This window comes from Actinospica durhamensis, assembly GCF_018139695.1.
Lineage (GTDB): Bacteria > Actinomycetota > Actinomycetes > Streptomycetales > Catenulisporaceae > Actinospica > Actinospica durhamensis.
The window spans coordinates 14,050-39,683 of sequence record NZ_JAGSOG010000035.1; the positions used below are offsets into that span (position 1 = coordinate 14,050).

The 25,634-nt window shown below is 68.7% G+C and carries 23 protein-coding genes and 2 pseudogenes; 9 read left to right on the top strand and 16 right to left on the bottom strand.

Features of this window, described 5'->3' with window-relative positions:
• Positions 1-216 precede the first annotated feature (216 nt).
• Positions 217-2,550 carry a hypothetical protein gene (locus KDL01_RS10045; RefSeq protein ID WP_212528126.1) on the bottom strand — a complete coding sequence of 778 codons (2,334 nt, stop codon included), beginning with the start codon at positions 2,548-2,550 and terminating at the stop codon, positions 217-219.
• A 400-nt stretch (positions 2,551-2,950) separates the two neighbouring features.
• Positions 2,951-3,130: a hypothetical protein gene (locus KDL01_RS10050; RefSeq protein WP_212528127.1), complete on the bottom strand. Its 180-nt coding sequence runs from the start codon at positions 3,128-3,130 to the stop codon at positions 2,951-2,953.
• A gap of 447 nt (positions 3,131-3,577) precedes the next feature.
• On the opposite strand from KDL01_RS10050, the gene KDL01_RS10055 reads away from it, so the two are divergent.
• The 7 genes from KDL01_RS10055 (at position 3,578) to KDL01_RS10085 (ending at position 11,426) form a co-directional block, all read left to right on the top strand.
• Positions 3,578-3,976: a hypothetical protein gene (locus KDL01_RS10055; RefSeq protein WP_212528128.1), complete on the top strand. Its 399-nt coding sequence runs from the start codon at positions 3,578-3,580 to the stop codon at positions 3,974-3,976.
• Between the two features lie 322 nt (positions 3,977-4,298).
• Positions 4,299-4,640, top strand: coding sequence for a transposase (locus KDL01_RS10060; RefSeq protein ID WP_212528129.1), 342 nt, complete (start codon positions 4,299-4,301; stop codon positions 4,638-4,640).
• Positions 4,641-4,681: 41 nt separating this feature from the next.
• Positions 4,682-5,725 carry an IS3 family transposase gene (locus KDL01_RS10065; RefSeq protein ID WP_307846222.1) on the top strand — a complete coding sequence of 348 codons (1,044 nt, stop codon included), beginning with the start codon at positions 4,682-4,684 and terminating at the stop codon, positions 5,723-5,725.
• Between the two features lie 615 nt (positions 5,726-6,340).
• A complete protein-coding gene (locus tag KDL01_RS10070; RefSeq protein ID WP_212528130.1) occupies positions 6,341-6,937 on the top strand; it encodes a hypothetical protein in 597 nt (198 codons plus the stop codon).
• Between the two features lie 42 nt (positions 6,938-6,979).
• Positions 6,980-7,705 (top strand): hypothetical protein, encoded by a 726-nt coding sequence (locus KDL01_RS10075; protein WP_212528131.1) that lies wholly within the window; start codon positions 6,980-6,982, stop codon positions 7,703-7,705.
• 106 nt (positions 7,706-7,811) lie between these two features.
• Complete coding sequence (locus tag KDL01_RS10080) at positions 7,812-9,617, top strand: hypothetical protein (protein ID WP_212528132.1); 1,806 nt, start codon at positions 7,812-7,814, stop codon at positions 9,615-9,617.
• A gap of 1,251 nt (positions 9,618-10,868) precedes the next feature.
• Positions 10,869-11,426, top strand: coding sequence for a hypothetical protein (locus KDL01_RS10085; protein WP_212528133.1), 558 nt, complete (start codon positions 10,869-10,871; stop codon positions 11,424-11,426).
• Positions 11,427-11,489: 63 nt separating this feature from the next.
• On the opposite strand, the gene KDL01_RS10090 is transcribed toward KDL01_RS10085, so the two are convergent.
• Positions 11,490-12,092, bottom strand: coding sequence for a hypothetical protein (locus KDL01_RS10090; protein ID WP_212528134.1), 603 nt, complete (start codon positions 12,090-12,092; stop codon positions 11,490-11,492).
• A gap of 420 nt (positions 12,093-12,512) precedes the next feature.
• Here KDL01_RS10090 and KDL01_RS46760 point away from each other — a divergent pair.
• Positions 12,513-12,818 (top strand): annotated as a pseudogene (locus tag KDL01_RS46760) (transposase); the annotation flags it as partial.
• Between the two features lie 154 nt (positions 12,819-12,972).
• Here KDL01_RS46760 and KDL01_RS44490 read toward each other — a convergent pair.
• The 13 genes and pseudogenes from KDL01_RS44490 to KDL01_RS10150 all read right to left on the bottom strand — a co-directional run bounded on the left by KDL01_RS44490 (position 12,973) and on the right by KDL01_RS10150 (position 23,632).
• Positions 12,973-13,107 (bottom strand): hypothetical protein, encoded by a 135-nt coding sequence (locus KDL01_RS44490; RefSeq protein WP_281415330.1) that lies wholly within the window; start codon positions 13,105-13,107, stop codon positions 12,973-12,975.
• A gap of 415 nt (positions 13,108-13,522) precedes the next feature.
• Complete coding sequence (locus KDL01_RS10100; protein WP_212528135.1) at positions 13,523-13,894, bottom strand: hypothetical protein; 372 nt, start codon at positions 13,892-13,894, stop codon at positions 13,523-13,525.
• A gap of 380 nt (positions 13,895-14,274) precedes the next feature.
• Positions 14,275-14,418, bottom strand: coding sequence for an NADAR domain-containing protein (locus KDL01_RS45870; RefSeq protein ID WP_368861540.1), 144 nt, complete (start codon positions 14,416-14,418; stop codon positions 14,275-14,277).
• Positions 14,419-14,521: 103 nt separating this feature from the next.
• Positions 14,522-14,884: pseudogene (locus KDL01_RS45875) on the bottom strand (NADAR family protein); the annotation flags it as partial.
• A 386-nt stretch (positions 14,885-15,270) separates the two neighbouring features.
• The gene (locus KDL01_RS10110) at positions 15,271-16,173 is read right to left on the bottom strand and encodes a DUF2637 domain-containing protein (protein ID WP_212528136.1); all 903 of its coding nucleotides are present in this window, start codon (positions 16,171-16,173) and stop codon (positions 15,271-15,273) included.
• Complete coding sequence (locus tag KDL01_RS10115; RefSeq protein WP_212528137.1) at positions 16,170-16,865, bottom strand: hypothetical protein; 696 nt, start codon at positions 16,863-16,865, stop codon at positions 16,170-16,172. The genes KDL01_RS10110 and KDL01_RS10115 overlap by 4 nt, the downstream gene beginning before the upstream one ends.
• A 120-nt stretch (positions 16,866-16,985) precedes the next feature.
• Positions 16,986-17,399 carry a single-stranded DNA-binding protein gene (ssb, locus tag KDL01_RS10120; RefSeq protein WP_212528138.1) on the bottom strand — a complete coding sequence of 138 codons (414 nt, stop codon included), beginning with the start codon at positions 17,397-17,399 and terminating at the stop codon, positions 16,986-16,988.
• 514 nt (positions 17,400-17,913) lie between these two features.
• The gene (locus KDL01_RS10125; RefSeq protein WP_212528139.1) at positions 17,914-18,366 is read right to left on the bottom strand and encodes a hypothetical protein; all 453 of its coding nucleotides are present in this window, start codon (positions 18,364-18,366) and stop codon (positions 17,914-17,916) included.
• 270 nt (positions 18,367-18,636) lie between these two features.
• On the bottom strand, positions 18,637-19,179 hold the full coding sequence (locus KDL01_RS10130) for a hypothetical protein (protein ID WP_212528140.1): 543 nt from the start codon (positions 19,177-19,179) through the stop codon (positions 18,637-18,639).
• A 109-nt stretch (positions 19,180-19,288) separates the two neighbouring features.
• Positions 19,289-19,816, bottom strand: coding sequence for a hypothetical protein (locus tag KDL01_RS10135; protein ID WP_212528141.1), 528 nt, complete (start codon positions 19,814-19,816; stop codon positions 19,289-19,291).
• 108 nt (positions 19,817-19,924) lie between these two features.
• Positions 19,925-20,293, bottom strand: coding sequence for a hypothetical protein (locus KDL01_RS10140; protein WP_212528142.1), 369 nt, complete (start codon positions 20,291-20,293; stop codon positions 19,925-19,927).
• A gap of 189 nt (positions 20,294-20,482) precedes the next feature.
• A complete protein-coding gene (locus KDL01_RS10145) occupies positions 20,483-22,120 on the bottom strand; it encodes a ParB/RepB/Spo0J family partition protein (RefSeq protein ID WP_212528143.1) in 1,638 nt (545 codons plus the stop codon).
• Between the two features lie 354 nt (positions 22,121-22,474).
• Positions 22,475-23,632, bottom strand: a complete 1,158-nt coding sequence (locus KDL01_RS10150) for a hypothetical protein (RefSeq protein WP_212528144.1) — start codon at positions 23,630-23,632, stop codon at positions 22,475-22,477.
• 1,479 nt (positions 23,633-25,111) lie between these two features.
• Here KDL01_RS10150 and KDL01_RS10155 point away from each other — a divergent pair.
• A complete protein-coding gene (locus KDL01_RS10155; RefSeq protein ID WP_212528145.1) occupies positions 25,112-25,549 on the top strand; it encodes a hypothetical protein in 438 nt (145 codons plus the stop codon).
• The last annotated feature ends 85 nt before the right edge of the window (positions 25,550-25,634 follow it).

Sequence of the window (25,634 nt, forward strand, 5' to 3'; positions counted from 1 at the left end):
ATGCGGCGGCCACGCCCGATCTTAGTTCCACGGGAGTATCAGTACATGAAATCACGTCACGGCTGGGACACAGACCGCGCTCCAGCGGAACGTAGGCGCCGCCGGCTCTGCCGAGCTCGTTGAGGAGGACCACGCCGTTCTTGCCCGCGGGGAGGATCACCAGGTCGGGGCGGCCGGCCCTGCGGCAGGCCGCCCTCCATCGTTCCGAGGTCGGATTCAGCTGCCGGCGAAGTACCCGAACACGTCGAAGATCACATCCGTGTGGGCGGCGGAGCCGTTGTAGACGTAGATCTCCGCGGTATCGCGCGTGGTGTTCAGAACACCCATGTTCGCGACCGTCTGACCGGTGAGGTAGTTGAGGTTCGAGACCGTGGGCTGCGTCGTGCCGGCCGGGAAGACTGTGAGGTAGCCGTTCCCCTGGGTGTCGGTCACGGTGATGTTCGTGACCATCGTCGCGCCGGAGGCAATCGCGGCCGACGGGGCACCGGGGATGTCGTCGTTGCCGAGCGGGAACTGCACGGTCTCACCGCCGGCGGGGCCGGCCGTCTCGCGGGTGTCCACAGCGCGGTACGGCGTCACCGGAATGTAGGCGTCCGGCGCCGTGGCGGAGAAGTATCCGGAGACGTCGGCGATGAGATCGACCGGCGTCTTGGTACCGCCGTTGAAGAGTTCGATCTTGCCGTCGGGGCCGACCGGGACGATGACCGTGTTGGAGACGGTCTGGCTCTTGAGGTAGTTGAGGATCGAGGTGGTCGGAGTGCCCGCGCCGTCGGGTTCGGCCGCGACCCAGCCGTTGCCGGTGCCGTCCACGGCGGTGACGTGCACGGCGACGGCGGTCGCGTTCGACGGGATCGAGTCGATGCCCGCGATGGCGACCGGCACCCCCGAGCCCCCGGCGACCTGCGCCTTCGGCGCCCCGGTGCCCTTGCGGGTGTCGAGGATCCGCTCGAGCGGCACCGGCGCGTACTGCGAGGCGGCGGTGTTGGTGAAGTACCCGGTCACGTCGCCGATCACATCCGCGGAGCCGCCTTCGGGACCGACGTTGTAGATGTTGATGTATCCGCCCGAGCTGACCGGGACGATCGCGTTGTTGGCGACGGTCTGCCCGGACCGGTAGTTCACGTTCGAGACCGAGGTGCCGTCGGCGCTCAGGTAGCCGTTCACGGTGGTGTCGGTCGCGGTGAGGTTGATCGCGACCGCGGTGACACCTGACGGGATCGCACCGACGCCCGCCACCTTGAGCGAGAAGTACATGCCGGTTCCAAGCTTCGCCTTCGCCGCTCCGAGCCCGCTCCGGGTGTCGAGCACACGCACCGGGCCATAGGGCGTGTAGTCGGAGCCCGAGGCGGTGAAGGCGGTCGTGGCGGAACCCGTGGCGCCGGTGGTCAGGGCCGCGGTGTCAGTGATCGTGTACGTGCCGGCCGAAGCGTAGGTGTGACTGGGCACGTCCGTCGGGCCGTACGAGCCGGTCTGACCGTCACCCCAGTCGACCGCGTACCGGACTGCCGCGGCCGTCGCGTTCGCAACCGTGTACGTGGACGCGCCTACGCCGGCCGTCTGCATGATCGAGCTGTGGAGGGTGACGCCCAGCGCATCGACCGAGGTGGCGGCCGGAGTGACCGTGGTCGTGAAGACCGGCTGGATCGCACCCCGCGCGCAGAACGCGGGCGAACCGGTCCCGGTCACGGCCGCCAGCCCGTCTCCCGTGCAGGCTTCACCAAAGTAGTCCGTGTCGAGCATCCCGGGCGCCGAGGCGTTCGCCGAGTTCACTTCCGGTGCAGTGGGGGATATCGACGCCACCGTGGCAGCGTTCAACTGGGGATCGGCGTTCAGGTCGTGCGCGCCCTGCCCCGTCGCCGCCAGCAACGCCGCGGCAGTGGTGTAGGAGGCACCGGCCCACGAGTACGGGGTCTGGTCCACCACCCCACCGATGGGCGTCGGGTAGACCACGTTGTAGTCCAGCGCCGTGCCGGCCGTCGAGGAGGAATCGACGGATATCGACGTCCCGTCCGTGGTCCCGGCCGAGCTCGGGTTTGCGACGATGTTGTTCTCGATCGACGTCCCGGTAGACCCGCCGGCGACGCTGATCGCCGTACCGGTGTGCGGCAGGTCGACAAGAGTGTTCGAGACGATGTCGGTCCCTGGCGTACCCGTCACCGAGACACCGGTCGCCAACGAGCTGAACCCGTCCTCGCTGACATCGATGCCAGACCCGCCCGAGTCGACGAGCACTCCCGTACCCGCCCCGATGATCGTGTCCCGACTGACCGTCACGTCCGACGATCCAGAGGTCACGTGCACCGCCGTCGCCGTAGCGCTCGGCGCGATGGCACGCAGGCCGTCGAGCGCGATGTGGGAAGAGGAGCTCACCGTGATCGAGTCGATGGAGAACTGATGGGTGAGATAGCTGTTCGAGCCCGTGCTCCGAGGCCCCTCGATCGTCACATACGCGGCGCCGTCCAGGCTCAACACACCGTTCCCGAGCGTGACCGGGCCCTGCGCCTGAAAGACGATGGGCGCCGCGGCCGTGCCGACGGACGTGATGTCCACGCTCCCGGCATACCCTCCAGCCGCGATCTCCACGGTATCCCCCGGCACAGCCGCGTCCGCCGCCCCCTGAATCGTGCAGAACGGCGCCGCCGCAGTCCCCGGCCCGGCGGCAGAGCAGTTACTCCCGGGCGCGTTGTCCACATAGAGCACATTCGCACCGTCCGCATGGCCCACCGCCACAGCAGACCCCATGGCCACAGCCACAGACGCCGCAACCGCCACCGCGTGACGCCGATGATGCATCGTGCCTCCCCCGCCCTCAGAGCAGACCCTCGCTGCCCAGAGCGACGGTAACCCACGCGAGTATCAATACCGCTACAACCATGACCCCGATCCGCCCCGACCGGCGTGCCCAGCGCCCCCGTGCGCCGTCGGTCCCGCTCGCGCGTTCGGCGATGGCTTATCGCTGCTGCCTACGGCGTATAGCCGACAGCGCGGCAGACGGCAGGACGATCATCAGCATCGAGATCGAGAGGCGCCCCTCCGGCACCTCATGACATGCGGTGATCCCGACCACGATGTCGAGAAACGTGATCCACGCCAGGGCTCTGCGCGGGTGCACGTCGATCCATTTCAGCATCCTCACATGCTGACATGTGCGCGGGTCGCGGTCAACGAGCGTTCCGCCGATGCCTGCGAACGGTCAAGGCCGACCAAATCGCCACGCCCAGCATCATCGCCACGACCCCCGGAAAGCCGGAATCGGACACGGGTACCTCGTATATCCCGACGATCGCGGCAACGGCCAGGACGGCGTGAACCAATACCAAGGCCCGAATCGGATGCGCATCCACCCACTTCAGCACACTCGCATATTGACATAAGCGGTGGCGTGGGTCAATCCGCCCCGTGATCCGCCACGGCGCCGACGTGTTCCGCAGGGTTGGTGGGGGCCCCTGTAATCGGCCGGCGCCGCTCTACATACGCTCTGGCTTTTGTCGGCCCCTGAAGCGCTCGCAGGACACTGCTTGCATCCTGGGGTCACCGGGGAACCCCCTCCCCCCGCGCGCCGTCAAAGTTCCACTCAGTGACGCATCGCCCGGAGGACGACATGCCACCGTTTCGCAACTACCACCGGATTCAGCTGGTCTCGGCCTTGGCACTGACAATGTTGATCGTCAGCGCGTGCACTCAGGCACCACCCGCCAACGGCACGCTCAAGGGGACGTTCACCGCGGTGGGAGGCGCGTCGACGGCGCCCAACCCTCCCCCCATTGCGCTGGACGGCACAATCACCGCTACCCGCGGCACCACCGTCGTCGCATCAACCCGGGCGATCGGCGGGTCCTTCACCCTCACCCTCCCGCCGGGCACCTACACCATCACCGGCCTCGCCCCCTATGAGCACGGTACGGCCTGCACGACGACGTCGAAAGTCACCTCTGACACGACGAGCCCCGTCGAGGTTGTCTGCTACAACGCGTGACCGACGCCAAGCCCGCAAGGCCTCACGGGCCGTTCCCGACGGAGCCCGGACGCCAGTCGCCCAACGAGTCGCCCACATGGCGAAGGGCTGTCCACGTCTATCGATGTGGACAGCCCTGACATGCCCCATCGCCGCGTTTGCCCGACGCGGTTTGACAGCGTTTCCTCGGGCATCCAGTCCTAATCGAACTGAACGCTGATGCTCGCGCTGGATGCGGTCAGGTGCGCGTCACCGGCGTAGGACACCTGGTAGGTGAGCTTCCCCCGAGTTGCCGAGTGATCGAACCCGTGGCGTGATGGATCACGTGAAGGGAGTCGGTCTGATGGCTGCTCAGAGAAAATATCCGCCCGAGTTGCAGGAGCGGGCGGTGGCGATGTACCGGGCGGCGGAGGAGAAGCCGGTGGTCCGGCAGATGGCCCGTCAGCTCGGTGTACACCCGGAGGCGCTGCGCAACTGGATCCGCAAGGACGAGGACGCCCGGCGCTCGGGCCGGGGCCGATCGCGCGCGGTGGCAACAGCGGTGCCGGAGTTGCCGGCGGAGGTGGAGGCCGAGCTCGCAGGCTTGCGCAAGGAGGTGATGGAGCTGCGGCGGGCGAATGAGATCCTGCGGGCGGCGAGCGCGTATTTCGCGGTCCAGCTCGACCAGACCGGCCGGCGCTGCTGAGGTTCGTCGAGGAGAACCAGGCCGCGTTCGGGGTCGAGCCCGTGCTCCGGGAGTTGGCGATAGCCCCGTCCACCTTCGGCGACTGGCGCCGGCGGGCTGTGGCCCCGTGCGCGCGTGAGCTGCGCGATGCCGAGCTGCTCGCCCGCATCCGCGAGGTCCACGCCGATTCCGGCGGAGTGTACGGCTCGCCGCGGGTACACGCGGTGCTGCGGCGCGAGGGCGAGACGGTCTCGCGCAAGCGGGTGGAACGGCTGATGCGCGAGAACGGCATCACCGGGGTCAGCCCGGCGCGCAAGGTGTGCACCACGATCCCGAACCCGGACGATCCCCGGCCCGTGGACGCGGTCAACCGGCAGTTCACCGCGGCCGCGCCGAACCGGCTGTGGGTCACCGACTTGACCGTGATCGCCACCGGCGAGGGGCCGTTGTGGCTCGCTTCGATTCGCGATGCGTTCTCCCGCAAGGTCATCGCGTGGGAGACGAGCGATACCGCGGATGCGGACCTGGTGTGCGCGGTGCTCGAGTACGCGCTGCGCGCCCGGCGCCCGCCTGCCGACGGCAGCCTCGTGCACCACGCGGATCACGGGTCGCAATACACTTCGATCAAGCTGACGACGCGGCTGGTGCGCGCCGGGATCACCGCGTCCATGGGCACGGTCGGGGACTCGTACGACAACGCCCTGGCCGAGAACATGTGGTCGACGCTCAAGACCGAGTGCGTGCGCCGGCGGGAGTTCGCCACCCGGGCCGAGGCGAACCAGGCCCTGTTCGAGTACCTCGACGGGTTCTACAACCCGCGCAGAATCCAGCGCAATCTCGGTTACCGCTCCCCGGACGAGTTCGAAGCCGCCCACGACGCCGGTGAGTTGACCGCGGCCGACCTCGAGCGACTGGCGATGGATGCGGCAAAGCGCCGCCACCGCCGCGCCAAGCGCGTGAAGGCTCCGATGCCGAATGGCCCGGAGACCGCCCAGCTACCGGGACAACGGCCCACACCCGCCGCCAAACGGGTACGCCCATCCGGGCGAACCCTGTCACAACGAGAAACAGCAGATCAACGGGCTAGATCACACGGAAAACTCTAGGGAAGCTCACTGGAACCCGTCGGCGTCGGACTGGCAGGCCCAGTGGTGCGTGTATTTCACGGGCGTGGTCCGTCTCTGTCTGGGACTGCTGCTCGCGGCCCGCTGGGTGGTGACGGACTCTGGTCAATCGCGCGCGGTCCGGCCCGGGGCAAGGGTGCGAGCGCAGCTCGCCCGCGTAGCGGCTCGGCCCTTGCGGCGGCGTCGGCCGGGTGTGATTCCCGTAGGGCGGCACCGCCTGGGCCGCAGCCGTGGGTCGAGGCAGGCTTGTCGGCCATGGACTGAACGCAGGAGCGGTGGCGCGGCGCCACTGGAACAGGTGAGGGGCGAACGAGCGGCGGAGCAGCAAATCTTGATACGCGCTTTTGTAGCGGCAGCGGTGGGACACGACGATGAGGCGGGTGATGCGTATCACCAGTAGGACCAAGGCAACGGGCAACGGGGCCGGTTCCCGTGCGACGCGGCGCCACGCCGCACAGTTGGAGACGGTTACGGTGCTGCTGTGTACAACGCGGCGCCTTGCCCCGCATCCTTGGACACGCCCGGACGGCGCAGCGCACGAGCGGCGCGGGAGCGGCCCGAGATGCGCGGGAACGCTGCGGCACATCTTATGATCACGTGTATCAAGCCGCGGCGAACGGGTCCTCGGGCACCCCGTGGTGGGGCACGCTCGCCGTTACCCTCGGCACGATCATCGTGACCACGTGGGCCAACTTGCTGGTGTCGCGGCGCCAGGCGCGCACCCAGGTCGATCTCAAGGCCCTCGAGCTCGACCGGGCCTCGGCCGGCGCAGCGCGCGAGCAGAAGGCCGCTGCGTTCCACCGGTTCCTCGAAGCGGCCGACGACGCGTGGCAGGGGGCCAACGACCTGTACGCGGCCGCCCGCCCGAACGTCAGCGCCGGGCGCGCGTGGCGCCGGCGGTCTCGCGGGAACGCCACGCCGCCGGCGCCGTCCTACCGGGAGGCGACACGGCACCTCGTCTCGCCGCTGACCAGCGCCTACCTGAAACTCTCGATCGTCGCGGACGAGCAGACCAGGACCGCCGCCGACACCTACATGATAGGTCTCAATGATCTGATGCAGCGCGCCGGCGAGGGGCGATGGCAGGACGAGACCTCCGCGGCGCGCAACGCACTGCTCGAGGCCATGCGTGCGGAGCTCGGCACCGACGAGCCCGGCAAGCGGGCCGGACGGGCGGGCGCGCCGCTTACCTGAAACCCTTTCACGAAGCCGCCAACCGGGAGGGATGATGGGCGGATGGATGCAGCAGGGGTATTCTCCAGTGGCGCGCCGGCCGAGTGGTCGCCGCGGTTCGCGGTGATCGGCGCGCGGCCGGGCGCGGTCGGGGTGCACGGCGAGGAGGACGGGGAGCTCGCCTTCGCGTTCGCCGCGGGCGCGGCGTTGCTGGCCGAACTCTGGGGCGAGCAGGATCTGGACGACTCGATGATCCTGGTCGTGCTCTACCTCCTCCGGCACGCCCTCGAGCTCGGGCTCAAGCGGGTAGTGGGCACACTGGCGCGAAGCCTGGAATTCGAGCTGCGCGAGGGACAGGATCCGCCGGTGGATCTGGCCAAGATGAACAAGGACCTGGCCGCCACGCACCGGCTCGACGTGCTGGCCCGGCACCTGACGAGGATGGCCGCGCTGTTCGGCTTCGAGGTGCAGGGCGAGGTCGAGGCGGTGTGCGAGATGTTCGCCGCCGTGGACCCGGACGGCCAGTGGCTGCGCTACAGCGAGGTGCGGGTGAAGACCCCGGGCCAGGGGTCCGTGCTGGCTGCCGCGCGCCAGGCACCGGTGTACGTCGATGTACCCCAGCTGCTCGAGCGGGCGGGCACGGCGTGCGCCGCGCTCGATGTTCTGCTCGGTCAGGTCGAGGAGCTCCAGGACGGGCAACTGTGGTTCGGCCCCGACTATGCCTGGCGTGAGTTCGCCGCGTCGCTGCGCGAGGAGTCGAGAGCGGGGCGGGGCGACGGGCCCGTGTAAGGAGCGCGGGCCTGCTGCGACCGGGGACGGAGGTAGGGCCTTGATCCACGTACAGGCGCGGGATCCTGCTTGCCGTACCGGGCCCCGCCGGGCCTAGCATCGCTCCATGCCCGACACGCCCGCGCCCTTCACTCCGCCGCCGGAGCCCTCGCCCATCTCGACGCTGACGCTCGCCTCGATGCCGCTGGCGTTCACCCAGCTGCAGCCGCTGAACACCGAGGAGTTCCTCTCGCAGGCTGCGCGGCGCGGCTACCGGCTGGACGCGTCGGCGCTCAAGGACCTCTACCGGCACCGTCTGCTGGTCCCCTTCCTCTACGTCGGCACCCGCCCGACGAGCCCCGGGGTCGATCTCGGCGAGGCCGAGCCGTGGCGCGGCGGCTGGCAACTGCAGGAGCTGCGCGCCGCGCGCAACAGCGGGCGCCTGCTCGACCTGGGCCAGGGCACGGTCAGGAACAGGATCAGGTTCGACCCGCGGCGCAGCACGGGAGCGCGGCCGTGGTGGAACGGCCTGCTCTACGCCCAGCACCAGTTCCTCGCCCTAGCGGACCTCGAGGCATGGCTCGCCAGCCGCCACCGCCTGACCACTTCGCGCGCGCTCAACGTCCGGGTCCCGGCCCGCCCGCCGCGCCCAGACGCGCAGCTGCGCCGCCTGATGAACCGCTACCGGCGCGTCGCGGCCGCCGTGTGCGCGTTCGAGGCGCGCTACCTGCCGAACCTGGACCGGGAGTGGCTCGCGCCGGTGCACGTCGATCCGGTGCACTGGGAGGAGTTTCGCGACGGCTTCGACCCCGCCGCGATCGCCGAGCAGATCGGCTACAGCGCGGCACACGCCCTCGAGGACGCGCAGTGGCTGCTCTACCGGGCCGATCGCCTCGATCCGCTGGAGGGGCACTGGCGCGCGCTGGTGCGCCGGGCCCCGCGGGAAAAGTGGGAGGCGCTCAAAGGCCCGGCCCTGGCCGCCTTCGACGCGCGCATCGCCGCGGAGATCCTGCTGCGCTTCTACGAGGAGATGGCCGAGCGCGGCCTCGCCGAGCCGCTGGTCTCCCTTCCCCCGCACTCCGGGCACGTGCTCGAGGACCGCGTCAGCCACCGCGGCCAGACCCTCAGCGCGGACCTGATGGACCTGGGCCTTGCCCCGCAGCCGCGCGTAGTGCTCGCCGTCGAAGGCGAAACCGAGGCCGAGCACATGCCGCTGGTGTGGAAGGCGCTGGGCTACCCGGACGCCCCGGAACTGGTGCGCATGCACAAGCTCGGCGGCGTCGACCACGACCCGGTCAAGATCGGCGGGCACATCGCCGCGCCCCTGGTGAGCCGCAAGGACCCGGGCGGGAAGTTCTGGTGGCTGATCAAACCGCCCACCTGCTTCATGCTCGCGGTCGACCCGGAGGGCAAGTTCTACCAGGACAGCAAGGTCGAGCAGACGCGCGCGCAGATCCTGGCCGAGATCAAGGACGTGCTGAAGATCCAAGGAGCCGGCGAGGCGATCGAGGACGCCGAACTCGAGGTGCTGGTCGAGATCCACCGCTGGTCCGAGGCGTGCTACGAGTTCGAGCACTTCAGCAACGAAGAGATAGCAGACGGGCTGATCCAGATCCACCACACGGTCGGCGGCCTTAGCCGCGCGCAGCTGATCGAGAGCATCGAGGCCGAGCGCGCGCGCAAGCTGGATGTGAAACGGGTCTGGAGCCAGTGGGGCCAGGGGACGGAGGACAGGAAGCCGAGCAAGGTCGACCTCGCCAGGGTGCTCTGGCCCGTCCTGGAAGCGAAGATCCTCGCCGCGAAACAGGATCCGGCGCTGCCGATGCCCACGATCGCGACGGTGGTCGGCCACGCCTTCCGCGTCGCGCAGCACTGGCGGTACAAGTCGTTCGTACTCGGCCTCAAAGCCGAGCACGCCCCCGAGCAGATCTAGACGCCGCCAGGCCGCCCCCGCACCGCCTGCCGACCGGCGGATCGCCCCGGCCGGTGGCCCGCGGTCCGGCCTTGACCACTGATTCAAGATTCGTGAATTAGTGCTCTTATTGAGGCCTCGATTCGTCTGCGGGAGCAGTCGCGCCTGCTGCTGGGCAGCCGGTACCGGGCGAGTTGATTCTCGCGCTGGCGCGGGCCGGGGCCGGCGGGGTGTGTCTGGGGGAATTGGCTCGGCGATCTCTAGGAACGCCTCGCTGACGGCCTTGTCGGCCAGGAAGCGGTCGCCGCTCAGGTAGGCGAGCTGGCGCGCGAACACCGGCCCCTCCATCTTGGCCAGCAGCTCGAAGCGATCGTCCGCGAACGTGCGGGTGGCTCGGCGGGGGTGGCTGGATCATGCTCATCTGCCCGCACCGTCACGCCGCGCGCGGAGGTATGCGTGACCTGATATGGCGCAGGTCCGCGTGGGACCGTGGTGTGCCGATCGGTGGCAGGCGGCGCCCGGGCGGTCTCGCGATTCCCGCCGTACGGCGGGCGCCCGCACGAGGCGGTGGGCCCGCGCTCGGGCGCGGTGGAGAGCCGGCGGGACGTGCGAGCCTCCGGGGATGGGCGGCCGATCGTGCGCAACGCGCAGTGGGCATTGATGGAACCTTGATTCATTCCTGGACTCCTCCTCTCAGAGGTACAGGTGGTGGACGTGGGCGCACCGAGACCCCGACCTGGTGCGAGGCGCACGGAAACGGGGCGCTCCAGCCCGCGGCTGCGCAGGTGAGACGGTGCGTGACCCCCCGGGCTACTCGGCCCTGGCGGGAATCTCGCAGCGCGTCGCGCGCGGCCCTCACCCAGTAGTGTTCGGCCGCGCCGGATCCGTGCGATGAATCGGCCAAGGTTTTTTCCGAGCCGTCGTGTGGACTCCTCCGGCAGCGGCGCGAGGCCACCATGATGCACCATCAGTTCTCCTCCGGCAGCGGCATCCGGGAGCGGCAGAAGTGAGTGAGGTGGAGCGAACGGGCTGCAACGGACGCGGTGCCCCGGCAGCGCCGCCGTCACAGGAGATGGGAGAGGTCCTGCACCTGACCACCCGGTGAGCAGCGACGTTCGCCCCACGGCCGGCACAACCCGTGCCTACTGCTACGGAAGCCCAACTGGTGAAGTGGCGTCGTTTGCGCGATGGCGTGGGTACCGATTGCTGCTGTCAGGTGGCTTCCTCCGGGCAGCCGTTGAGGCATCCGGCCCCGCCTGAGAGCATCGCGTCATGGCTTCCACCACATCAGAGGGCGTCGATTCCGTCATCGCCGAGTTGTCCGAAGCGCTCAACGACGCAACCGCGACAGTCGGGTTCGCGCAGGCCGGCCTCAGACAGCTGACGCAGTTCGTGGCCACGCACGTCACACCGAGCGCGGAGAACCCCGACCCGATGTTCTACCTCGGCATCAGCGATCCCAACCTGCCCGACTCCGCGACCTACGCCAACTGGCGTGTCTCCAAACTGTTGAGGCAGATCGAGCTGAACGGGCCGGTGGACGATCGGCTCGGTCATCAGTGGATCGTGATGTTCTTCGCCAAGTGGGACGAAGAGTTGAGGCCGAGGCTCGCGGCAGCTCACGGCTGCGAGCCAAGAGACATCAAGGTGCCGTTGCTCGGCGATCTGCGCCTGCTGCGCAACGCCGTCGTCCACGAAAGGGGCATCTCGCCCGGCTTCGGCGAGGTCCTACGCTGGTTTGATCGCGGCGCTCCGATCGCGATGGGCGGTTGGCACTACGCCGAATTCCACCGGCTCTTCCCGTGGGAGGCCCTGCGCACCCGGCCTTAGCGCTGATCGACCGGCATGCATGATCGAAGAGGTTCTTGGCCTGCGGGTGTCCTCCCTCGATCCTTACAAGACCGTGGCCCATGCCGGAAGGAGCGCGGGCGGCCGACCGCGCATGGCGGCCGTGTACAAGCCGGTGGCAGCGCTCCCGGCGAGCGTGATCTCCCGGCTTTCGAGTAACCCGTACGCAATCGCGACGACAGCCGACAGTACAGAGGCCACGAACGCCCCACATGCGTTCCAAATGGACGCTGCGTCCTCCGGCGCGACCGGCTCTTCGGCGCCTTCGACGGCGAACGCGTAGAGGTCCTCATCGGGCCGCCCGACCAGGGAGCCACGATCGATCCTGTTCATCGAACCCGACCTGAGGCCGCATACCTCGAACCTGTTGTCAGCCGACCCACAGAAGATGTCGATCGCTCCCCGATTGGTCACCCGCCAACCGTTTTGCTGCAGACCGGCGATAACACCGGCAGCGGCCACGAGACGCCGCTGACCGATCGTCCCCAGGTATGGATCGACCGGCACGGTGCGCCCCCGGCCCGAACCGTCGAAACTGAGCGTGACGTAGTCGAGTTCCCAGCCGAGCGCGATGAAGGCCGCAGCGTGGCCCGCCTCGTGAATGGCGCGAGACGCCAACTCGCCTCGAGCGTTGTTGAACACGGTCACGTCCCTCCCGGTGGCGAGCAGCCTCGGCAGGCTATCCGACCGGGAAACCTGACCGGAAACCGCCGTTACGGGCAGACCGACGGACGGAGGCGTACGAACTCCGCCCGGGCGTGCCGGCCGCGGCCAACCCGTTCACGAGCTTGGTCACACTCGGGAAGTGTTTTGCTCCATTGGACTCGGCCGGACCTGCTTGGGCCTGTGTGATGTTGTGATCACTGCCGGGCTGGGTTCGTTGCCTGGCCCGGCGGTGTGCTGCGGCATAGTAGAACTCCGATATGGCGCGTGGAGATGTCACGAATGCGAAGTGGGAGCTGCTAGAGCCGTTCGTGCCGGTCGGCGAACGCGGCCCGGTCTCGGGTATGCGGCGGGCGCAGTTCAACGGGGTGATGTGGCGGTTTCGCACGGGCAAGCCCGTGGCGCGACCTGCCCGAACGCTATGGGCCGTGGTCGACGGTGGCCGGGCGGTTCCGGGTGTGGGCGAGGCAGGGTGTCTTCCAGCGGCTGATGGACGGGTTGATCGCGGAGGCGGCGACGTCCTCGCCGCACTCGCCGCCACCGACATGGCCACGCGAAGGGTCGTGTCGGCAACCACGTAGAGGGGCGGAAACCGAGTGGCTCACAGTGTTCGTCGAACATGCGCAAGCTGTGGACGTGCTGCTGGCTGAGGTCCCGAGTACGGCGGTACGGCACGCGCGCCGTATGGAAGCCAGCAAATTAAATCAATGATCTGTCCTAGGGAACCAGGCTCATTGCTACAACGCAAGCCTTAGTGCAATAGTGCAGCGCTTAGTGCTAAAATGGTCGTCATCGGAGCGAAAGGCGGCAGCCCGGTGACCGGCCAGAACTGCCGCCCATTTGCTCAAGCCGCTTATGCCCGCGATTATGCGGAGCGGCGGATCAGGACCGCTGTTGCGAGCAGCGTGAGCCAGATCCACGCGGTGAGGGCGAGCCAGGCCGGCATTCGGATCTCGACACTGTTGCGGCCTGGCTCGCGCGCCTGTACGTCAGTACCCATTCAAACCTCCTCTCTGTCGTTGTTGGGGAGGATTCTAACGACTCGGCAGGAAATCCGGACCATCCACCGTCGGGCGAGCATGGCAGCGCATTGCAGCGATGCAAAAAATAATATCAACGAATCAATTATTTTACGCGGTTGCGCGGACCGTGCCAGGCTGATTCCCCACCCCGATGCCGTCCGTGAAGTGACCGAGTTGCGGTCCGCGCTTATGCCGAATGCTCGAAACCGTAAGCCCGAGAGTCGACATGCTTTCGGCAAGTCTCCACGGGCGCACAGCAGGCGGATCGCTGACCGCGGCAGAGCGGGCTACGCCAGCACCGGGATGAACCGGGTCGCCCGGCGACGACTGACGGCGCGTAGGCGTCGGGCATGGATATGGCGCTGGCCACGCAAACGGCCAGCGCGAAGCCGTTCACCGGCAGCGGGCCGGATGGGGGAAATCTCGATGCACGGGCGCGATCCGCGCGCCGAGCCGCTGACGAAGGAGTTCCTCGGCCTGGTACTCGCGCCGGCACCAGGCCACCGGCTCCCACTGCCCGTCAACCTCCTGGACGAGCGCGTGGCGCGCAGTGTCGAAAGCCTTCGGCGGATGCCAGTGCGTGCCGTCGGGCAGCGGGGCAAAGTAGTCCAGGCTGGGCAGACACCGGCACGGCAGCGACTCGTGAAAGTGATCGGCGTACAGCTCAAGACTGCTGGTGTGCTCGATGGTGAACCCGGTGAACTCGTAGGCCGGATCGGTACTGAAGAACCGTTCCTCCCGCGCGATGCGATCGCATCCGAGCACATGCAGGAGGAGGTAACGCCCAGCGGGGACGGTGTGCCACGCCGTGCGGTAAGGGGCGATGGTACTGAATGAACGCACTCCCGCCGGAAGATGGCTCGCGCGCGTTTTGATCAGGGGTCTGCGGACTAGTGCCGGTCATTGTGCTGCTCCTGGGTGATGCGGTGTCCTGGCCGCGCGGCCCGCTGGCGGGCCGCGGCCTGGCACGAGCTGTCTGGCCCGGAGCACGGGCGCGAGCGCAGCTCGCCCGCGCAGCGGCTCGGCCCTTGCGGCGGGTCCGGCGGCCCGTGCTCCGCTGAAGGACCGCAGCGACCGCACGCCCTGGGGCTGAGCGGCGGGAGGAGCCAGGGTCGGCATGGCGTGCCGCCCCGGGCCGTCGCGTATCAGGCTACGAGTATGCTGCGGACCTGCATAAGTGCGAAGCCCAGGAGATTCAGGCCCGGCCAGCCGGCCGGGCCGGTGGCGCGCGGATCGCGCGCTGGCAGGCCGATTCCCCAGATCCGGTCGTACGGGCTGGCCTCGACCAAGACGTGTTCGCCCGTCGAGGTCAGATATTCGCGAAGGTAGGATCTGGCAGAACTTGGCCAGGTTGCCCTCTACGACGAGTTTGAAGCGATGCGCGGACCACGTCGCCTCGTCGAAGCCACGGACCTCTCTGCCCAGCATCTTGGCCAGTGAGGGACGGCCGACGGCCAGAATGCGCTGTTCAAGCTCTCGATTGTCTAACAGCCGGGCCTTTCCGGCCATCATGTAGTGCTCTGCAGTGCGGTACGTGTTGCCGTCGGCCTTGAACGGCGAAGAGCACCACTGGCTCAGATACGTGGCACCCGGAGCCGTCTCGAGGGTGGGGCGGTTCCCCCAGAACATCAGCCACCGCGGCGTTTCGCCGGCCGCAACGGCGGCAGCCAGTTGACGGCGGTCGCGCGCCTCGTGCGGTCGCGGTCGCGCCGGTTCAGCGGCGCGGGTCGGATCGTGTGCGAAGTGGTCTGCCATGTGCTTTCCCTCTCGGGTTGACCGGAAGTGCCTCTGACGCACCGGCCACGACCAGGGCCAGGTGAGCCAAGGTCAAGGTGGAGCGCCCGCAGGCGGAGCCGAGGACGACGACCTTGACCGGGGCGAGCGCCCTGGTAGAGGCGGGTCGGCAGAGCGGCCGGGGGCCTGAGCGGACGCCCATGAGCTGAGCCGCTTTCGGCCGCGTTTCCTTGCGATCGGTACGCGTGCTATCGCGTTGGCATCGCAGGGTCCGTGGGCGGGTCTCCACCACCCGTGGCCGCTGAAAGGCCCGTTGGCCGGGTCGCGGCGGCTTCTGCGCTTTCCGGCCTGTATCGACGTTGCCGTGCGGGCCGCCAGTGTTTCGCTGGTGGCCCGCACTGGGGGAATCATGCGCTGTTCGAAGCCGGCACTGGGATTGCGTCCGGGCTGGACGAGTCATCGGCCGGTGCGGCTTTACCGGCCGACTCCGTTGGTTCCGCAAACCTGGCGGCGGAGGCCGCGTGTTCGCGTAGGCGACGGTTGAGATCGCTGGCGCGGTCGCGGCCGATGTGCAGTGCGCCACGTAGGGCGTCTCGGGAGATCGGTCGGCCAGTAGAAGCCCGGTGCTCGGCGTCCGCGCTGAGCGCGAGGTGCCACAGGTCGGCTTCGACCTGCGCAGGGTCGGCCGGTTCGCAGTGCACAGCACCGCTGGCCAGGTCGAGGTCGGCCTGGCTGGCCTCCGGTCCGGCCAGGCCCGCCACCGCGGCGGGCGTGGCGATGTCGGGAAGGTCGTCCTGAGGCGTCGGCCCGTCTTCGGCAGTACCTCCAGCATGTGAAAGCTGCCCGGTGTCGATGCGTCGGGATTCGTGGTCGCGGTGGGCGACGGCGGCGAGTTCGGCCAGGAGCCATGGACCGACGTCTGACCAGCAGATGAGCAGGATCGGGCCGATGGCGTTGACGGCTGCCGTTCCGAACTGGCCGTGTGTCAGGGCGTCGGCGGTGTTGAGCGCCAAGGTGAGCAGCCCGCACAGGCCCAGCAGGCACCGGGGCTTGGCCAGGTCGGCGCCGGAGTAGCCGGCGGAGGCCAGGTAGCGGACCGCGACCAGCAGCCCGATGACGCTCAGGTCGACCGAGGGCCCGATCAGCCAGGCTATCCACCCGTCGAGGCCGAGGCTGATGCACAGGTCGTGGGCGTTGCCGAAGCAGAACGCGAATGCGAGTGCGGCGATGAGCAGGGTGATCGCGGTGACGGTCCAGCGGGTCAGCCTCGCGTTGGGCGAGGCTGACGGGCTGGTGGGCTGCACGCTCACGCGGCGTGCTCCAGGGCATTCGCGTTGTCTGCTTCCTCGGCGGCTTCGTGGTCGTGGTGGCCGATGCCGCGCTGGATCGTCGCGTACGCGTCGACCCCTACATGGTCGAGCAGGTGCATCAGGTCACACACCAGGTCGCCGGACATCTCGGCGACGAGTTCGGCGTCGGCGCGCTCGCCGTCGCGAAGCTGCCCGGTGCCGTGACCGAAGACGGCCAGCGACCGGGCGGCCCAAGCTGCGCGGTCGAGGTTGCCCGGGTAGCCCAGCTTCCAGGTCGGCAGGTCGAAAAGGCCCGTGCCGGTCAGTAGGTCACGGATCGCGGTGAGGTCCGGGTCGGCCGCGTGCCTGAGCAGGTCGGAGTCGACCCCGGCCGCATAGGCGTCTTCGACGGCGTGGCGTAGGTCGGTCAGGGCGGACCGCACCCGATTCACGTGGGTGAGGTCGGCGGTGCCGGTCGGCTCGGGCCACGCCGCGGCGCTCGCCCGGCTCGGTGCTGTCAGCCTGCGGACATGGGTCCGACGGCCGGCGAGATCGCCGCGGGCGTTCGTGGCGTGTTCGACGACGGTGTCCAGGCTGGTAGTCGACCCCCAGCTCAGCAGGGCGCCGCTCTCGGCGTCGAGCACCTCGTAGTGGATGACGGCTTCGGCGGGGGCGTGGGTGCCGACGATGCGGCGCAGGACGGGAAGTCTCATGGCGGTGCTGCTTTCTGTGCCGGTCAGGTGCCTTTGGGGATCTGGCCGGGCGGGATGCCGCCCGCCCGGCCAGGGATGGGGGTGGAGCAGTGGGCGCCGGGTGTCCGGCGCTGCGGGTGCTCAGACTCCGGCGGTCTGCCAGGTCTCGTTCGCAGCCTGTGCGCTGCGGCGGATCTTGGTCGTCTTGGCGGTGGCGTACTTGAGGGAGGCGCCGAGTTCGTCGATCTCCATTTCGATCACGGTGCGGTCGATGCCGTCGCGGTCCTTGTAGCTGCGCTGCTTGAGCTTGCCGTGGGCGATGACGCGGCTGCCCTTCTCAAGGGAGTCGGTCAGGTTCTCGGCGCCGTTGTTCTTCCAGACGGTGCCGCGGATGAAGGTGGTCTCCCCGTCCTTCCACTCGCCGCTGGAGCGGTCGTAGACCCGTTCGGTCGAGGCGATGGTCACGGATGCGACGGAGGTGCCGGACTGGGTGAAGCGGACTTGCGGGTCGTCGGTGAGGTTGCCGATGACGGTGATGGCGGTGGTGATGCTCATGGCTGGGAGCCTTTCTGCGGATCTCGCCCCGGGCGGGGCGTGGCCGGGGCGGCCGGCCTGGTCGTGGTGACGGGCCACGGATCAGTTCACGGATCCGGCCCGGGGCAGGGGCTCGCGCGCAGCGCGACCGCGCAGCGGCTCGGCCCTTGCGGCGGGCCGGGCCGTGGACTCCGCTGGGGGAGGAATCAACGACCGGCCGCCTCGGCGCACCTCGGCCGGATCAGTACGCGAAGGCACCGGTGTGCGGCACGGCCTGCGGAATCCGTCTGGATTCAGCGGATGCGATCGGTTCGCCGGGTTGGGTTGCGACGCACGGGCATTGCCTGGTCGAGCCGCCGCATCAGGGCGTGGCCGAGTCGGGACTTGACGCTCGGTGCCGCTCTGCAGGGGCTACGAAACCGGGTCCGGTGGGCTTCCGACCAGCGCGCGGCGGTGCGATCGGCGTGCCAGTGGGATACGCCGCCCCGGGGCGGTTCGGCCGAGCGGGCTTCGACAGACGGCGGTCCGGCCGGGGTCAGGTCGCGGCGGGGCCGGCGTCCGCGACGGGGTGCTGTGCGGCCGCGACGGACTTGGCGACCGTCAGGATGCGGGCGGCCACAGAGGGACTGACCTGGTGCCCGAGCGCGGCCAGTTCGCCCTGGACGGTGCGTGCGCTCAGCTCGCGTCCCTCGCCGAGCCAGCCGAGTACGGCGGTGAGCCGCTCGTCACCCGCGTACGGGTGGGCTTTCGCGTGTCGGCTGGGCGTTCCCGCCGGTCGGCCCTGGCCCGGGGCGCGCTGGTACTGCGCGTACCAGGGGACCCATTCGTCTTCGTACCAGGCCAGCGGTTTGCCTCCGGGGTTGGCCGCCTCCGGGTGCCCGGTGGTGTCCCGAGATCGATAGAGCCACTTCAGAGTGCTCAGCGGCACAGCGTGCTCCGCGACCAGTTCGGCCCGGGTCACCGTGCGGCGGGCCTCGCTGGGCGGCACGGTGGCTCCTCGAGACAGGGCGGGGTGGACGGAAGGGAGATCTCGCGGCCGATCTTTTCACACGGTCCGCGCTTCCACGCTGACGTGCCCACATGGCCGTGGCCGCAGGCCGCGGCCGGATAGACTCGAGCTACGTTCCGGGCCGTGATGAGTGCGCCGGTTGGGCGCCTTTGGGGACGGCGCGGGGCCAGATGGCCGACAGTGCCTTATGCCAAAGGCGCCGCTCCACGGGCGGATCTGTCGGCCATCGCCCCTTTTTACTGCGGGCCCCTAGAGCAGGGTGCCGCCCTCGCCCCGTGCCGCGCGGATCGCCTCGGTCGCGTACAGCACCGCGGAGCTCAGCGACCGGCAGGCGCCCGCCAATTCACCGGCCAGCATGCGCCCATTGACACTCTCGGTGGCGTGCAGCATCACTGCGGCGGCCTTCATCGCCTCGTGGATCGCGGAGGTCGCCGGGTCGACGGAGATGTCCAGGCCGGCTGGGTGCACGATGTTGCAGTAGGTGTTGAGCCGGAACGCGATGCCGGTACGCGGCCGGGCGTGCAGCAGGGCGCTCAGGGCGTGCCCGTAGCCGGTGACGGCCGGTGAGCTGTAGGGCTCCGCGGGTGCGTAGAGGTCGGGGCGCGCGGCCAGGGTGTCAACGGCAGCGCACAGCACACCGGTGTACCAGGCGATCTGCGCGCCCGGGGTCAGCTCGCGCGGCGGCTCGTCCGGCATGAGCAGAGCCAGGCACGCCAGACGCAACCCTTCAAGTATCGCGCGCTGGCCCCTGGTCGGCTCGGACGGGCCAGAGTGGCCGGTGGATTCGGGCATGGCTATCGTTCTCTTCTCTTCGCGGTTGAGGTTTGTCGGGGCGCGCAGGCGGCGATGCCGCGCCGCCCGCGCGATACGGGACCATCAGGGTCCGGGTTCACTGGCGTGCTCAGTCGTAGAGCGGGATGGGTAGCGGCTGCCACCTCTCGCCGGTCCACATCTCCCACGTGATCGCATCCCGGCCGTGGATCGGCCGCGGAGCGAGCTGCCTGGCCAACTCGAGCCGGCCGGCACGGGTGACGGGACGGTTTTCGGCCTCGGAGTATCCGACAGTGCGTCCGCCGCGCACCTGCCGGACGTAGGTGCCGGTGTGACCACTTACCTCGCGCACCATCAGCGCGGTGTCGTACTCCTCGACCAGCAGTTCGATGACCCGCTCGGCGCTCACGGGGGCTCCGTCGCGCAGGCATGCGGCGGCGAACGCCTCGAACTCGTGCTCGCCATAGACCGAGGTGTCATAGGGCACGAACTCCGTCGCCGCGCCGTTGCCGTCATTTTCGAACGTCCCGACATGCAGGCGTTGCAGCTCCACAGACGCGACCCAGACCAGCCCGTGGGCGGTGGGCAGCTCGCTCACGGCTGTGACATTCGGGTGGGGGTCAGGTAGGTGCAGCCGGGTGTGCGGAAAAAGAGTCATGACAGACTCCTTATTGGTATCGGGCCTCGTCAGCTGACGGACACAGGATTATCGGCAGGCTGTTTGTGCGGGGCGTTCTCACCGGGCGGGGCGAAGCAGCGGGCGTGGTCATCCGCCGCTGTACGTGCGCCGGGCCAGGAGGCTGTTCCAGTGCGTCTCGAACGTGCTGCGCTGCTTGTCCAGCGTGGCCGGGCTCTGCCGGGATCCGCCGGTCACCAGCAGGGGCCCGCGTACGGCGGTGCCCGGGTCGCGGAAGACCTCGCCCAGCATCGCGCTGACACGCGGGTTGGCCTCGCGGTCGTGCTTCGCGGCTCTCGCATCGATCCACAGCAGCAGGTCCAAGCGCGGAGTGCCCCGGGTGGCCGCACGGCAGGGTCCGCCGAGCAGCGCAAACACCGTCCCCAGCGTCAGCTCCTGCTCGGGCAGCGAGATTCGCTCGATGGCGCCAGCGGGGTCGATCTCAAAAATCTGATACATCAGAGGCTCCTTGAAAGCGCGCGCAGGGGCGGCCCGGACAGGCGGCCTTGCGCGGGAGGTGCGAAGCCGGACGCGAGCGGGCGAAGAGAATGAGGATCGGCCGCGTTCCGGGGCGCTCGATGCGCCCCGGAACGCCCCCGGCGCCGCGCAGAGCGACCCTAGGGGGGCGCCGGCGCTCAGCGCGCAGCACTACTGCTGTGCGTCGCGGGGTTGGTCCGTCAGGCTCTCGGCCGGTGCGGCGTCTCGATCCGGCTCCTCGTCTTGGTCGCCCGGCTCGTCGTCCTGGCCGATGAGCGGTGCGGTGGGCACTTCGCCTGGGGCGTGGGACTGGTCGGCGACGATCGCCTGTTCGATCGGCGAGAGTGTGTGCCCGGCCTCAGCACAGAAACCCAGCCAGACGCGGGCGTGCTTGCGGTCGGCGCCGGTGTACTCGGACGGCGGCAGGTCCGTGCGCCACACATCCTTGGTCATCGCCTTCTCATACGCGGCGGCCACGGCGGCGAACTGGAGCATCGCCAGGCGCCGGGGATTGGCTGAGATGACGGCCTGCGCCCACAGCTCCGCTCGCCACGGCTCGGGCTTGACGCCTCCCATGCCGAGCAGGTCGGCCATCCGCTCGCGGCGGTCACCGGCCGAGGCGAACTTGCGGACCGGGTCGGGCGCGGTAAGCGTGGTGAGCGCGGCGAACCGCGCAAGGCGTTCGAACGCCTCCTTCCGGGCCGTCCCTCCGCCCGCGATCAGCCCGCGCAGCCACGATTGGCGCGCCGCCTCGGCTGCCTTGTGGTCCTTGTTGCCCAGGACGACGGTGCGGCGCGCGGCGGCATCCTGGGTCCTGGTGCCGGCCGGGCGCAGGATGTGGCTGTACCGCTCCTGGTGGCCGTTTCCCTCCGGGTCCGTGCACCAGAACCCGGTACGTGCCTGGCCGTACGGCTCGAACACGGCCACGTGCCCCGGACACCCGGCGTGCGCCTCGGCCGTCAAGGACGCACCCTCCTTCTCCGGGTCGCGTAGCCCGGTCAGGCGCCGTGCATTCTCTGGAGCCTCCTCCAGCACGTTGATCCCGGCGCCCTCCAGCTCCGCCCGGATCTCCTCGCGCCGCACGCGTTCGGCCCGCTCGATCCGCTCGCGCTCGACCTGGAACGCGAACCTGCCCTCTTCAGCGGCCTCGATCAGGCGGGCCGTGGCCTCCTCGTCGTCGGCGACCTCCTCCAGCGCGGCCAGCTCCGTGATGTCCCACGCGTACGCGGACGCTTCCGCCGCGCGCCGGGCCGTCTCCGGCATCCGGCCGACCTTGAGTACCTGATCGACCGAACCCGCCTTCTCGCCGTAGGCACGGGAAAGGCGCGTCCTGGACACGCCCGCCTCGGCCGCACTGAACAGCGCGCTGGCGGTCTCCAGCGCGGTCAGCTGCTTCTTGTGCCGGGAGGTCATCACGGCGATCAGGTGGCGGGCGGCCGGGTCCTCCGCCAGCGCCGGATCGAAGGCGTACGGCACCTCCTTGAGCTTCAAGTGCTCGGCCACGTCCATCCGCCGGTGCCCGTCGAAGATCATGAAGACGCTCGGGTCGTCGGTCTTCGTGATCAGGAAGGGCTCCTTGAACCCGTCCGCGTGCACGCTGGCGAGCAGGTCGGCGTCCGGCTCCTGCGGACCGCGCGGATTGTCCGGGTTGCGCACCAGTGCGGCCAAGGGGATGGTCGGAATCGGCTCGACCAGCACCGGCACCGGGACCTGCGCCTCCGGCTCGACGTCTTGGCCGATTGCCTCGATCTCGACAACCAGCGCCGCGTTCGGGGCGGCCTGGCCGCTTTCGGGCAGGGTGATGCTCATAAGTGTTCTACTTTCGTTGGTTGGTGTTCTTCGGGGCCGTGCGGGCGGGGATGCCGCCCTGTCCGCACGGGAGAAGGGGATGCGCCGCGAGCGACGCAGGGGATCAAGGGAATTCGGGACCACGCCGGTCGCGGCGCGGCGCTGGCGGGTCGAACGGTTCGCCGAGGCCAGTAGGACAGTCCAGGAGGCAGCGCACTCCTCCAGCAGCGCCGCAGTCTTCGCATGGCGGATCGTCCGGGTAGCCGAAAGGCGGGGTGCGCGCGTAATCGTGCTCGTCAAGGCAGTGGTTCACGGTGCTCTTACCGGGTTTGGCGCCGGGTGGCCGGGCCGCGCGGCCCGGCCACCATCGGCGTCTTAGGCGGCTGCAAGCTCCATCGCGCGGATGCCCAGGGCTCCGAGCTCGTGCGCGTCGTCGGGATCCGGCACGGCCTGGGCGTAGGAGGTCACCGCGTGCAGCACGCCCCCGGCCGTGAGATCCCCACCTCTGATGAAGTGGTCGAAGATTCCCTTGCGCTGTTCCTCGGTGAACCGCAGCGTCTTGGACACGGATTTGATCGTCTCCTCCACGTCCGCGACCGGCGCACCGGAGACCTTTTCGATCTCCCGGATGCTCGCCTCGACATAGTCCCGATCCAGGAAGCGCCGGACGGTGTCGCGGGCCTGGGCAGTGTAGACGGCCAGCGTCTTGCGCTGAGTGTCCTCGCTCCACTGCACCCGACCCTCGTCGAGCTTCGCGCCGAGGTGCACGGCGCGCACGACGTCCTTGGTCATGGTCACGCCGTTGTCGCAGACCTGTACGGTCAGCTGCGGAGTCATGGAGAGCGAGCCGCATCCGGTCTCGCTGTTGGAGATCACCAGGCCGGCGAACACCGTCGGATTCTCCGCGCCGGTCCGGCCGCTGTACGGGCTGCGGTAGTTGCGCAGCAGGTAGGGGGCGTACCCGCAAATCTCCGGGGCCGTCAGACGCACGTACATACGCTGGTCGGACAGGTCGCAGCTCTTGATGTCAACGTGCACGCCCGCTTGGCGCACGCCGTCCAGGACGGCCGTGAGGACGTCGAAGTTATCGATGATCTTGTATCCGTTGGACAGGAACGCTCGCGCCTGACCCACGCCGCCGTCCCCGGAGCTCAGTGCTCGCACCAGGAATTTGCGTCCGTCGCGCCCCAGCCACTCGTTCACGTTCGCGTCGTAGAGGTGCGGGGCCTCGGCGCGCATCCGCCGCAGGTAGACCAGCGGCACGCCCAGCTTCTCCGCAATGCCGCTCTCGCACACACCAGTCGGCTCGTAGGCGCCCGCGACCGACGTCACGCCCGAGGCGCTGATCCGGCGCTCGGCCTCCTCTACGACCAGCATTCCGCCCTGAGCCCGAATAGCCGAGGCGGGGGCGACCACGTCCACCTTCCGCCGCTGCTGCGAGTCCAGCCGGACCACCAAGTCCGGAAGGTCGGCGTTGCGCAGATTCCGCTCGGACGAGCGCGCGCGGGTCGGGGTGAGCAACGAACTGACCATGATGAGATCTCGCTCTCGGTTGGTTTTCCTTGGGGCCGAGTCGGGGATGCCGCCCTTTCTCGATGGGTTAATTAAACCACGAGAAGCAATACATTGCAACACAAAAGGCCAGTTCGGCGGCCATATTTATCAGTTCGTGATGTAGTTCATCGTTCCTGCTTAGGTCTCAAAATGGCGATGCCGAATTGACCACATCTCCGACCACTCCTCCGCGGCCCTCCAACAGCTGCCATGGGTCCGGGGCCCAGAGGTCGGGCGAGTCAAGGGCCGGCCGAAGGCCGGTCGCGCACCTCCGCCGGCCAGCCGATGAACGCCACCGCGACGCGGGCGCAGCCTGCGCCCTTGACGCGGCCGGCCTGCCCCGGAGAGTCGGCAGTTGGAGGGCGAGCCCAGCTGAGCTTGGCGAGCTAGGTTTCACCACGCCGCTCTACGTCGCTTCCACTGCCCATGCATACGGCAATTGAGATTTATGGATAGGTTAGGCATTGCTAGCACATCAAAACTCGGTGACACCCGCAGCGTCGGGCACGATGAATACGAAGGCGCCGGTCAACGCCGCTTACGAACGCGTCCCACGTCTCGCGGGTGAGCGTTTCGGGCGTGGATCCACGGACGAGCACTGCGGCCCGCCGAAGACCTCAAGCACCTCACCTATCGTCACACGGATCCCGACGTCATCCATCATGCGCGTCGCCATGGCTGCGGGATCGGCATGCGAGCAGAGCCCGGACGGCCAATCGCCGTACTGTGGTGAGGCCGCTCGATCCGGCGCGGCGTAGTCGGTTGGACACGCCAGCGGGTGACTTGGGACTCGCGGGAATAGAGGCGCGCGGCTGGTTTCGAAGAGGTACCCACTCGCCCTCTGCCCGCACAGGCCTGACCGTCCACCCGCTGCAGTCTGGCCTGCGGCGGAGTGTCAAACTAGCCCAACTCCATCGCCACTCTTCCCAGGCCATCGAGGCGACATTAACGCGCATTCCATATTCACGATGTGGGCGCAACCGAATCCAGATGATCTCGACATACGTTACCGAATCTGCGTGCTTCCGCGCCCATACATCTACACAGATTGGTTCGGAACCAGCACTCATTGATCCGCGGAAGAGCCGGTCCGACTCGTGGTGCAGATCTCCCGCGACTCTGACGTGCACGTTGTGTACCACGGCCGTTCCTGCGGCACGAATGGAGAGCCGCAGTTTCCGTCTCTCACAGATCAGACGGTGCTCTGGTTCCTCGCCAATCTCCTCCTTGGAGATATGCCATCCGTGTTGGGGCCTGTCGGTCCATGCCCAGGCAACGGCCCAAGCGGCGCCGACAGCAGCCGCAGCCGAGAAAATAAGTGTCCACACATCCATTGAGGCACGGTACGTGCGTGACTGGTCTAGCAAGATCCCGACACGCGACCGAGTGCCTTCCGGCTAGGCTAGAGCCTGTACTGCCGATCTTTACTCGCCGTGGGCTCACCGCGATGATTGCCCTGTGAATATCGCGTTCTTCGTGGCCTCGAGCGAGGAGGAGGCAGCGTGGCGGCGGGGGCCGGGTCCCGGCGTCGAGTCGGTGGCGTTCTGGAATGCCGACTTCCATCCTGACTCGGCCGTCCTTACGTGGGAGAGCTGGCTGGCAGGCGTCACTACCAGGGAACTCAAGGACCTCGGCCAGCCGCAGGTGGTGGAGTTGCCGGCGAACGACGGTTACGCGGTCTACGTTCTGTCTGTTCGCCTGCTCGATGCTCTTGCCGTGGAGGAGCCAAGCGGGCTTCGTGAACTGGCCACTGTGTGGGTCGACGAGGAGATCCGCAGCGAGGGTTCCTACGCGATCTCGTCGGAGGCCGCGGTCGCGGTGCTCGAACGCGTCTCGGCGCTGTGCAGAAGCGCTGCTAGCGCCCGTCGGGATCGCGTCTACTACTGGCGGGGATAGCTCACGAGCCCAGCCAGATGATGAGCGCGGCGAGGGTGGCGTTGCCGAGTGCACGTAGCCTCGGAACGGCCAAATCAGAGAGCCC

What these genes read in the sequence shown, in the direction of transcription:
- KDL01_RS10130 (WP_212528140.1), bottom strand. Translation starts at nt 19,179, where the DNA reads ATGCCCGAATCCACCGGCCACTCTGGCCCGTCCGAGCCGACCAGGGGC.
- KDL01_RS10140 (WP_212528142.1), bottom strand. Translation starts at nt 20,293, where the DNA reads ATGTATCAGATTTTTGAGATCGACCCCGCTGGCGCCATCGAGCGAATC.
- KDL01_RS10050 (WP_212528127.1), bottom strand. Translation starts at nt 3,130, where the DNA reads ATGCTGAAATGGATCGACGTGCACCCGCGCAGAGCCCTGGCGTGGATC.
- KDL01_RS10150 (WP_212528144.1), bottom strand. Translation starts at nt 23,632, where the DNA reads ATGGTCAGTTCGTTGCTCACCCCGACCCGCGCGCGCTCGTCCGAGCGG.
- KDL01_RS10085 (WP_212528133.1), top strand. Translation starts at nt 10,869, where the DNA reads ATGGCTTCCACCACATCAGAGGGCGTCGATTCCGTCATCGCCGAGTTG.
- KDL01_RS10115 (WP_212528137.1), bottom strand. Translation starts at nt 16,865, where the DNA reads ATGAGACTTCCCGTCCTGCGCCGCATCGTCGGCACCCACGCCCCCGCC.
- KDL01_RS10080 (WP_212528132.1), top strand. Translation starts at nt 7,812, where the DNA reads ATGCCCGACACGCCCGCGCCCTTCACTCCGCCGCCGGAGCCCTCGCCC.
- KDL01_RS10075 (WP_212528131.1), top strand. Translation starts at nt 6,980, where the DNA reads ATGGATGCAGCAGGGGTATTCTCCAGTGGCGCGCCGGCCGAGTGGTCG.
- KDL01_RS10135 (WP_212528141.1), bottom strand. Translation starts at nt 19,816, where the DNA reads ATGACTCTTTTTCCGCACACCCGGCTGCACCTACCTGACCCCCACCCG.
- KDL01_RS44490 (WP_281415330.1), bottom strand. Translation starts at nt 13,107, where the DNA reads ATGGGTACTGACGTACAGGCGCGCGAGCCAGGCCGCAACAGTGTCGAG.
- KDL01_RS10145 (WP_212528143.1), bottom strand. Translation starts at nt 22,120, where the DNA reads ATGAGCATCACCCTGCCCGAAAGCGGCCAGGCCGCCCCGAACGCGGCG.
- KDL01_RS10060 (WP_212528129.1), top strand. Translation starts at nt 4,299, where the DNA reads ATGGCTGCTCAGAGAAAATATCCGCCCGAGTTGCAGGAGCGGGCGGTG.
- ssb (WP_212528138.1), bottom strand. Translation starts at nt 17,399, where the DNA reads ATGAGCATCACCACCGCCATCACCGTCATCGGCAACCTCACCGACGAC.